Source organism: Amnimonas aquatica, from assembly GCF_002943415.1.
GTDB lineage: Bacteria > Pseudomonadota > Gammaproteobacteria > Pseudomonadales > Moraxellaceae > Perlucidibaca > Perlucidibaca aquatica_A.
In genome coordinates, this window is the sequence record NZ_PTQZ01000042.1 from 1 (window position 1) to 9,650 (window position 9,650).

Annotated in this window: 9 protein-coding genes and 1 pseudogene; 9 read left to right on the forward strand and 1 reads right to left on the reverse strand. The window is 65.4% G+C overall.

Annotation, left to right across the window (positions count from 1 at the left end; translation table 11 throughout):
• Nucleotides 1–664, reverse strand: a 664-nt coding sequence (locus C5O18_RS03120; protein WP_105191401.1) for an MBL fold metallo-hydrolase, incomplete at its 3' end; no start/stop codon positions are given.
• A gap of 79 nt (nt 665–743) precedes the next feature.
• Here C5O18_RS03120 and yaaA point away from each other — a divergent pair.
• The 9 genes and pseudogenes from yaaA to C5O18_RS03165 all read left to right on the forward strand — a co-directional run.
• Nucleotides 744–1,507, forward strand: a pseudogene (gene yaaA, locus C5O18_RS03125) (peroxide stress protein YaaA).
• A gap of 166 nt (nt 1,508–1,673) precedes the next feature.
• Nucleotides 1,674–3,128 (forward strand): glyceraldehyde-3-phosphate dehydrogenase, encoded by a 1,455-nt coding sequence (locus C5O18_RS03130; RefSeq protein WP_105191402.1) that lies wholly within the window; start codon nt 1,674–1,676, stop codon nt 3,126–3,128.
• A 182-nt stretch (nt 3,129–3,310) separates the two neighbouring features.
• Nucleotides 3,311–4,645 carry a Na(+)-translocating NADH-quinone reductase subunit A gene (locus tag C5O18_RS03135; RefSeq protein ID WP_105191403.1) on the forward strand — a complete coding sequence of 445 codons (1,335 nt, stop codon included), beginning with the start codon at nt 3,311–3,313 and terminating at the stop codon, nt 4,643–4,645.
• Nucleotides 4,646–4,649: 4 nt separating this feature from the next.
• Nucleotides 4,650–5,915 (forward strand): NADH:ubiquinone reductase (Na(+)-transporting) subunit B, encoded by a 1,266-nt coding sequence (locus C5O18_RS03140; RefSeq protein ID WP_105191404.1) that lies wholly within the window; start codon nt 4,650–4,652, stop codon nt 5,913–5,915.
• On the forward strand, nt 5,908–6,693 hold the full coding sequence (locus tag C5O18_RS03145; RefSeq protein ID WP_105191405.1) for a Na(+)-translocating NADH-quinone reductase subunit C: 786 nt from the start codon (nt 5,908–5,910) through the stop codon (nt 6,691–6,693). The genes C5O18_RS03140 and C5O18_RS03145 overlap by 8 nt, the downstream gene beginning before the upstream one ends.
• Before the next feature lie 2 nt (nt 6,694–6,695).
• Nucleotides 6,696–7,367 carry an NADH:ubiquinone reductase (Na(+)-transporting) subunit D gene (locus C5O18_RS03150; RefSeq protein ID WP_105191406.1) on the forward strand — a complete coding sequence of 224 codons (672 nt, stop codon included), beginning with the start codon at nt 6,696–6,698 and terminating at the stop codon, nt 7,365–7,367.
• A 13-nt stretch (nt 7,368–7,380) separates the two neighbouring features.
• The gene (nqrE, locus tag C5O18_RS03155; protein ID WP_105191407.1) at nt 7,381–7,998 is read left to right on the forward strand and encodes an NADH:ubiquinone reductase (Na(+)-transporting) subunit E; all 618 of its coding nucleotides are present in this window, start codon (nt 7,381–7,383) and stop codon (nt 7,996–7,998) included.
• A 10-nt stretch (nt 7,999–8,008) separates the two neighbouring features.
• Entirely contained in the window at nt 8,009–9,247 is a 1,239-nt protein-coding gene (gene nqrF, locus C5O18_RS03160) for an NADH:ubiquinone reductase (Na(+)-transporting) subunit F (protein WP_105191408.1), read from the forward strand.
• Nucleotides 9,231–9,650: FAD:protein FMN transferase (locus C5O18_RS03165; protein WP_206389702.1), on the forward strand; the 420-nt coding region annotated here is incomplete at its 3' end. The genes nqrF and C5O18_RS03165, both read left to right, overlap by 17 nt.

The window sequence follows — 9,650 nt, forward strand, 5'->3', positions numbered from 1 at the left end:
GGTGGGCAAGGGTGGCGCGCACCACCGCCTCGGCATCGGTCATGACCTTGCCGTGGCCGGGCAGCAGGGCGCGCAGGCCCAGCGGCAGCAGCAGGCGCAGCGAGCGCATGTAGTCGGTCAGGCGGCCGTGCGGGGGAATGATGACCACCGTCGATCCCTGGATCAGGTGGTCGCCGGTGATCAGCCAGCCTTCCTGCGGGTCGTGGAAGCACAGGTGGTTCTCGACGTGCCCGGGCGTGTGCACGATGTGCAGCGGCCAGCCCAGCGCCTCCCAGCGCTCGCCGTCGGCGAGCACCCGGTCGAAGCGGGTGTCGCGGTCCTGGGTGGGGTCGCCGTCCAGCGGCGGCATGCCCAGCACGCTGGCGCCGCTGGACGCGACCAGTGCCAGGCAGCCCGGCGAGTGATCGCGGTGCGTGTGGGTGAGCAGGATGTGGCGCAGCGGCAGGCCGCAGGCCGCCACGGCGGCGAGCAGGGCGTCGCGGTGGGCGTCGTCGGCGGGGCCGGGGTCGACCACGGCGCAGCAGTCATGGCCGATGAGCAGATAGCTGTTGGTGCCGGGGCCGGTCATCAGTCCGGGGTTGGCGGCGGTGATGCGCCACACGCGCGGCGACAGCACGACGGCGGTCTCCGGGGCGATGGCGAGTTCCGATACCGCGTTGTCCATGGGTGCATCCTTGAAGCAGGTGGGGCGGCGCCCACTATACTAGCTGCCCGTTCGCACGACATGTCCCGCGGAGTGACCCATGCTGATCGTTGTTTCACCGGCCAAGACGCTGGACTATGAATCGCCGCTGCCGGCAGCGCTGCCGCCGCTGACGCGGCCGGACTTCCTGGCCGATTCCGCCGAGCTGATCGCCATCCTGCGCCAGAAGACGCCGGCCGAGATCGCCACGCTGATGTCGCTGTCGGACAAGCTGGCCGCGCTCAACGTCGCGCGCTACCAGGGCTGGCAGCCGGACTACGACCAGCCCGATGCCCGTCCGGCGGTGTTCGCCTTCAAGGGCGATGTCTACACCGGACTGGAAGTCGAGGGCTTCTCCGCCGCCGACCTCGAGCGCGCGCAGTCGCACCTGCGCATCCTCTCCGGTCTCTACGGGCTGCTGCGCCCGCTCGACCTCATGCTGCCCTACCGTCTGGAGATGGGCACCGACCTGCCCAACGGCCGCGGCCGCCATCTCTACGACTTCTGGGGCGACCGCATCACCGAGGCGCTGCAGGCGGCGCTGGCGGCCCAGGGTGACGAGGTGCTGGNTACTTCCGTTCGGTGAACGCGAAGAAGCTGCAGGCGCGGGTGATCACGCCGCAGTTCCGCGACGAGAAGAACGGCCAGTACAAGATGATCAGCTTTTTCGCCAAGAAGGCGCGCGGGCGCATGAGCGCCTGGCTGCTGCAGAACCGCATCGAGCGTGTCGAGGACCTGCGCGGCTACGAAGTCGACGGCTACCGCTACAGCCTCGAGCTGTCGAAGGCCGACGACCCCGTGTTCATCCGCGACGCCGGCGCCTGAGGCGGCTTGCGGGGGCGCGGGGCGGGGCTGTCCGGCCGCTGATGGAGCGGTCTTCGCGCCGCCGGCACCACCCGTCCGGTGCGCGCCGGACGGGCAAGACTGGAATGATTCGCACCAAAGGCCTTAGAATCGCCGCCTTCTTACACACCCTGAGAGGAACCTCACCGTGTCCGTCGAAACCATCAAGGCGCTGCAGGCCGACCACTTCGGCCGCTGGAAGAACCGTGAAGCCATCGCCGAATCCATGATTCCGCTGATCGGCGCGCTTTACCGCGAGCGCAATGTCGTCACCACGGTCTTCGGCCGCGCCCTGGTCAACCGCTCGGTGATCCAGATCCTCAAGTACCACCGCCGCGTGCGCATGATCGCCGGCGACCTGTCGGTGGTCGACACCTTCCCGATCCTCGAGATCGTCAACAGCCTGAATCTGGGCCCGTGCCAGGTCGACCTCGGCAAGATTGCCATCGACTACCGCGAGCACGGTGCCGGCCAGGACCTGCGCGCCTTCGTCGAGAAGGCCGTGCAGCCGGGCGTCGGCCTGGCCCAGCAGGGCGAGCCGCGTGATGTCGTGCTCTACGGCTTCGGCCGCATCGGCCGCATCCTGGCCCGCCTGCTGATCGAGAAGGCCAGCAACCACGGCGGCCTGCGCCTGCGTGCCATCGTGGTGCGCAAGACCACCGACGACGACCTGCAGAAGCGCGCCTCGCTGCTGCGCCGCGACTCCATCCACGGCCCGTTCGAAGGCACCATCGCGGTGGATGAAGAGAACGACGCCATCATCGCCAACGGCAACTTCATCAAGGTCATCTACGCCGGCAAGCCGGAAGACATCGACTACACCCAGTACGGCATCGACAATGCGCTGCTGATCGACAACACCGGCAAGCTCAAGGACAGCGAAGGCCTCGGTCGCCACCTGACCTGCGCCGGCGTCAGCCGCGTGATCCTGACCGCGCCGGCCAAGGGCGACATCAAGAACATCGTCTACGGTGTCAACAACGACACCATCACCGATGCCGACACCATCCTGTCTGCCGCGTCCTGCACCACCAACGCCATCACCCCGGTGCTGAAGGTCATGAACGAGCAGTACGGCATCCTCGCCGGCCACGTCGAGACCGTGCACTCGTTCACCAACGACCAGAACCTGATCGACAACTACCACAAGGCCGACCGTCGCGGCCGCTCCGCCGTGCTCAACATGGTCATCACCGAGACCGGTGCCGCCAAGGCCGTCGCCAAGGCGCTGCCGGAGCTGCTGGGCAAGCTCACCGGCAACTCGATCCGCGTGCCGACCCCGAACGTGTCCATGGCCATCCTCAGCCTGACGCTGGAGAAGTCGGCCAGCAAGGAAGAGATCAACGAGTACCTGCGCAACGTCTCGCTGCACTCCAACCTGCAGGAGCAGATCGACTATACCAACTCGACGGAAGCCGTTTCGTCGGATTTCATCGGTTCGCGCTCGGCCGGTGTCTACGACGCCCAGGCCACCATCGTGAACGGCAACCGCGCCAACCTCTACGTCTGGTACGACAACGAGATGGGCTACAGCTGCCAGGTCATGCGCATCGCCGAGCAGATTGCCGGCACGCACTACCTCGCGCTGCCGCAGGAAGGCTGACATTTGTCAGGCTGAGGCCTGCAATTTGTCGAAAGAACAGGGGCATATGCCCCTGTTCTGCTTTTCGGGCAAGACTTTTTGCCTATAATCCCTCACATAGCACATGCGTAACCGAGGCCGAGGAGCCCGGCAAGAAATCGCAAGCGCTGGTTCAAAACAATAACTGCTCGCTGGAAATCATCATGATCAAGATCAGGCGAGGGCTGGATCTCCCGCTGTCGGGAGCCCCTGTCCAGGAGCTTGGCGGGTCCGTGCCGGTGCGTGCCGTGGCCCTGCTGGGCGCGGACTATCCTGGACTGCAGCCCACCATGAAGGTCGCCGAGGGTGACCGCGTTGTCGCCGGACAGGCCCTGTTCGCGGACAAGAAGAATCCCGAGGTGGTCTACACCGCGCCGGCCACCGGCCGTGTCCGCGCCATCAATCGCGGCGCGCGCCGTGTCTTCCTCTCCCTGGTCATCGACATCGAACCTGACAGCAGCGAATCCGTGGTTTTCACGGCGCACGACCGCGCGGGACTGGCGGGTCTGGACGCCGTGAAGGTGGGTGCCCAGCTGATCGAATCCGGCCTCTGGACGGCGCTGCGCACGCGCCCATACAGCAAGGTGCCGGTGCCCGGCAGCACGCCGTCCGCGATCTTCGTCAATGCCATGGACAGCAATCCGCTGGCCGCCGATCCGGCAGTGGTGATCGGCCTCGACGAGCAGGCCTTCGTCGATGGACTGACGGTGCTGTCGCGGCTCTCGCCTGCGCTGCTGGTCGCACGTGCGCCGGACGCCACTTTCGCCACCGGCCCGGCCCGGGTCGAGAGCTTCAGCGGGCCGCACCCCGCCGGGCTGGTAGGCACGCACATCCATTTCATGCATCCGGTCTCGGCCACGCGCACGGTCTGGCACCTGAACTATCAGGATGTCATGGCCATCGGCCGCCTGTTTGTCACCGGCCGGCTCGACAGCAGCCGCGTGATCTCCCTGGGCGGGCCTGTGGTGCGCCAGCCGCGTCTGCTGCGCACGCTGGCGGGCGCCTCCCTGGCTGACTTGACGGCGGGCCAGCTGCAGCCGGGCGACAATCGCGTGATTTCCGGTTCCGTGCTGTCCGGTCGCCATGGTGCGGACAGCGAGGCCTACCTGGGTCGTTACCATCTCCAGGTCTCCGTGCTGGCCGAAGACCGGGATCGTGAGCTGCTGCACTATCTGCGCCCCGGCACCCACCGCAGTTCGGTGCTCAACCTGTACCTGGGCAAGTTCCTGCGCAAGTCCTTCGACATGACCACCAGCACCAACGGCTCCGAGCGCGCCATGGTGCCGGTCGGCACTTACGAGCAGGTCATGCCGCTGGACATCCTGCCGACCCAGCTGCTGCGCAGCCTGATCGTCGGTGATACCGACCAGGCCCAGGCACTGGGCTGCCTGGAGCTGGACGAAGAGGACCTGGCGCTGTGCACCTACGCCTGTCCCGGCAAGTACGAATACGGTCCCATCCTGCGCGATGTGCTGACCCGCATCGAGAAGGAGGGCTGAGCCGATGAGCTGGCTGAAGAACAAACTCGACGCCATGGCGCCCGATTTCCAGAAAGGCGGCAGGCATGAAAGCTGGGCAGCGCTCTTCGAGGCCGTGGACACCTTCTTCTACAGTCCGAGGAAGGTCACCCACGCGGCTGCGCATGTGCGCGACTCCATCGATCTCAAGCGCATCATGATCATCGTCTGGGCAGCGACTTTTCCGGCCATGTTCCTGGGCATGTGGAATGTCGGCAACCAGGCGCTGACGCTGCTGGCCAACGTGCCCGGCGCCACCCCGGACCAGCTTACCGATGCCTGGCGCGTGTGGGCGATCGGCCTGGTCGCCGGCTTCGACCACCGCAGCTGGTGGGACTGCCTGGTCTACGGCGCGAGCTATTTCCTGCCCATCTATCTGGTGACCTTCATTGTCGGCGGCTTCTGGGAGGTGCTGTTCGCGCAGAAGCGCGGCCACGAGGTCAACGAGGGTTTCTTCGTCACTTCCGTGCTGTTCGCGTTGGTGTGTCCGCCGACCATCCCGCTCTGGCAGGTCGCGCTGGGCATCAGCTTCGGTGTCGTGATCGCGAAGGAAGTCTTCGGCGGCACCGGCAAGAACTTCGTCAACCCGGCGCTGGCCGGTCGTGCCTTCCTGTTCTTCGCCTACCCTGCGCAGATGTCCGGCGATACGGTCTGGACCGCTGGCAGCCCGGCGCTGTGGAGCCAGGCGGTCGATGGCTACACCGGGGCCACCGCGCTGGGCCAGGCCAATGCGGTCGGCTACGAGCACATGCAGCGACTGGGCGAGCACGGCTTGCAGCCGCTGACGTGGTGGGATGCCTTCTTCGGCAGCCTGCCCGGTTCGGTGGGCGAGGTGTCGACCCTGGCCATCCTTGCCGGCGCGGTCATCCTGCTCGGCACCCGGGTCGCCTCGTGGCGCATCATGGCCGGCGTTCTGGCCGGCCTGATCGCCATCTCGCTGCTGTTCAACGCCATCGGCTCGGACACCAACCCGATGTTCGCCATGCCCTGGCACTGGCATTTCGTGCTCGGCGGCTTCGCTTTCGGCATGGTGTTCATGGCCACCGACCCCGTATCCGCTTCCATGACCAACACCGGCCGCTGGATCTTCGGTTTCGTCGCCGGCGCCATGGCGGCGCTGATCCGCATCGTCAATCCGGCTTACCCGGAAGGCATGATGCTGGCCATCCTGTTCGCCAACCTCACCGCGCCGCTGATCGACTATTTCGTGGTGCAGGCCAACATCAAGCGGAGGGCGGCGCGCCATGGCTAAGGAATCCAATGCCAAGACCATCACCGTGGCGGTGGTGCTGTCGGTGGTCTGCTCGATCGCGCTGGCCGCCGCGGTGACCCTGCTCAAGCCCATCCAGGAAACCAACCGCGCGCTGGACAAGCAGCGCAAGATCCTCGCTGCCGCCGGCGTGCTTGCCGAAGGCGAGGGCAGTCCCGAGCAGGTGCGCGGCGAGTTCGCGAAGCTCGAGCGCTATCTGGTCGACCTAGACAGTGGCGATTATCGTCGCGTCGATCTGGATGACCGTTTCGACCAGCGCCGCGCCACCAAGGAGCCCGCGGCCTCCATCGCCCTCAGCGCCGATCAGGATGTCGCCGGCCTCAAGCGCCGGGCACTGCAGGCCGACATCTATGTGCTCCGGGGCGCCGACGGCAAGGCCGAGCGCATCGTGCTTCCGGTGTCCGGCTACGGCCTGTGGTCCACCCTCTACGGCTATCTCGTGCTGGGCAGTGACGGCAGCACGGTCGCCGGCATCACTTTCACCGAGCATGCCGAGACACCGGGTCTGGGCGGCGAGGTCGACAACCCGAAGTGGCAGGCGAGCTGGGTCGGCAAGCAGGTCTATGGCGACGGTGGCGGCAGGCCGCTGCTGGCGCTGCACAAGGGCGTGAATCCGGAAAAGCCGGAGGCCGTTCATCAGATAGATGCCCTGTCGGGGGCCACGCTGACCAGCAACGGGGTGACCCACCTGCTGCAGTTCTGGATGGGAGACCTGGGTTTCCGCAAGTTCCTCGACAAGGTTCGCGAGACAGGAGTCTGACCATGTCCGACAAGCAAAGCATCCGCGACATCGTGATCCAGCCCATCCTGAACACCAATCCGGTGGTGTTCCAGGTGCTGGGCATCTGTTCCGCGCTGGCGGTGACGTCGAACATGAAGACGGCGCTGGCCATGTCCATCGGCCTGACCGTGGTCACGGCGTTCTCGAACCTGTTCGTGTCGGTGATCCGCAACGTCATTCCGAACTCCATCCGCATCATCGTGCAGATGGTGGTGGTGGCGTCGCTGGTGATCATCGTAGACCAGTTCCTGCAGGCGTTCGCGCCGGCCATCTCGAAGCAGATGTCGGTGTTCGTTGGCCTGATCATCACCAACTGCATCGTCATGGGGCGTCTCGAGGCTTTCGCCATGAAGAACCCGCCCGGTGTCAGCTTCATGGACGGGCTCGGCAACGGCCTGGGGTATTCCGCGCTGCTGCTGGTGGTGGGCACCATCCGCGAGATCTTCGGCTCCGGCACCTGGTTCGGCCTGCCGGTGCTGCCGACCCTGTCGCAGGGGGGCTGGTATCTGCCGAACGGTCTGATGCTGCTGCCGCCGTCAGCCTTCTTCCTGATCGGCCTCATCATCTGGGCCCTGCGCAGCTGGAAGACGGTGCAGCAGGAGAAGGACGAGTTCAGCATCGCGCCGAACTCCAAGGCCCAGCGGTCGCACTGAACGGAGCGGAATCATGGAACATTACCTGAGTCTTTTCGTCCGCTCGGTCTTCGTCGAGAACATGGCCCTGGCGTTCTTCCTGGGCATGTGCACTTTCCTGGCCATTTCCAAGAAAGTGCAGACCTCCGTCATGCTGGGCATCGCGGTGGTGGTGGTCATGGGTCTGACCATGCCCATCAACAACCTGGCCTTCAATTACCTGCTCAAGCCGGGCGCGCTGGCCTGGACCGGGGTGGCCGACGCGGATGCCATCGACCTCAGCTTCCTGTCGCTGCTGGTCTATATCTGCACCATCGCCGCTTTCGTCCAGATACTGGAAATGGTGCTCGACAAGTACGTGCCGTCGCTTTACAACGCGCTGGGCATCTTCCTGCCGCTGATCACGGTGAACTGCGCCATCCTCGGTGGTGCGCTGTTCATGCAGCAGCGTGAGTACGACCTGCCGGAGAGCGTGGTGTTCGGCATCGGCGCGGGTCTGTCATGGGCACTGGCCATCGCGCTGCTGGCGGGCATCCGCGAAAAACTGAAGTACAGCGACGTGCCCGCCGGCCTCAAGGGCCTGGGCATCACCTTCATCACCGTGGGGCTGATGTCGCTGGGCTTCATGTCGTTCTCCGGCATCCAGCTCTAAGGGGGAGATCATGTCTACCGAATACATCCTCATCCTGAGCATGCTCATGTTCACCGGCATCGTGGTGGCGCTGGTGCTGGTCATTCTCGCTGCGCGCTCGAAGCTGGTTTCCGCCGGCAGCGTGGTGCTGGAAATCAACGACGACCCCGAAAAACGGGTCGAGGTCAGCAGCGGCGGCAAGCTGCTGGGCGCGCTCGCCGATCAGAAGGTCTTCCTGTCCTCCGCCTGTGGCGGCGGTGGCTCCTGCGGCCAGTGCCGCGTGCGCGTGAAGTCCGGTGGCGGTGACATTCTGCCCACCGAGGAGCCGCATTTCACCAAGCGCGAGATCAAGGATGGCTGGCGCCTGGGCTGCCAGCTCCAGGTCAAGCAGGACATGTGCATCGAGCTCGACGAGGAGCTCTTCGGGGTCAAGCGCTGGGAGTGCGAGGTCGTTTCCAATGACAACGTCGCCACCTTCATCAAGGAGCTGACTCTGAAGCTGCCCGAGGGCGAGGACGTGCATTTCCGTGCTGGCGGCTACGTGCAGCTGGAGGTCCCGCCCTACGAGTGCGACTTCAAGGACATGGACATTCCCGAGGAGTATCGTGGCGACTGGGAGCGTTTCAATCTGTTCAGCCTGAAGTCCAGGACCAGCGAGCCCACCATTCGCGCCTACTCCATGGCGAACTACCCGGACGAGAAGGGCATCCTCAAGTTCAACATCCGCATCGCGACGCCGCCGCTGCGCCAGCTGAACGAAATCCCGCCGGGCAAGATGTCCTCGTACGTGTTTTCGCGCAAGCCTGGCGACAAGGTCACGGTGTTCGGCCCCTTCGGCGAGTTCTTCGCCAAGGATACCCAGGCCGAAATGGTGTTCATCGGCGGTGGCGCCGGCATGGCGCCCATGCGCTCGCACATCTTTGACCAGCTCAAGCGCCTGGGCTCGAAGCGCAAGATCAGCTTCTGGTATGGCGCTCGCTCGCTGCGCGAGACCTTCTACATGGAGGAGTACGACCAGCTTGCCGCCGAAAATCCCAATTTCGCGTGGCATCTGGCGCTGTCCGAGCCGCAACCCGAGGACAACTGGACCGGCTATACCGGCTTCATCCACAACGTGCTCTACGAGAACTATCTCAGGGATCACCCGGCTCCCGAGGACTGCGAGTTCTACATGTGCGGTCCGCCGGTCATGAACGCCGCCGTGATCAAGATGCTGGAGGAGCTGGGTGTCGACCGCGAAAACATCCTGCTCGATGACTTCGGTGGCTGAGCACCGCCGCCCCCTCCGGCTCGGCCTTGCCGCGCTGCTGCTGGCGCTGCTGGCCGGTTGCTCCCGCCAGCCTCCAGAGCCGGTGGTGCTGGGCGGTGTCGCCTATCACAGCATGAACTGGCAGGCGCGGGTCGCCGCGCTGCCCGAAGGCATGACCGCGACTGCCCTGCAGGCCCGCCTGCAATCGCGGCTGGATGCCGCCAATGCCGTGCTGTCCACGTATCAGCCTGATACCGAGCTGATGCTGCTGAATGCCGCGCCGGCGGGTGACTGGCAGCCTGTCGGGCCGTTGCTGGGTAGAACCCTTCAGCGTGCGCTGAAGGTCAGCGCCGCGACCGACGGCATCTACGATGTCACGGTGGCGCCACTGGTGAATCTCTGGGGCTTCGGGCCCGGCGCGCGG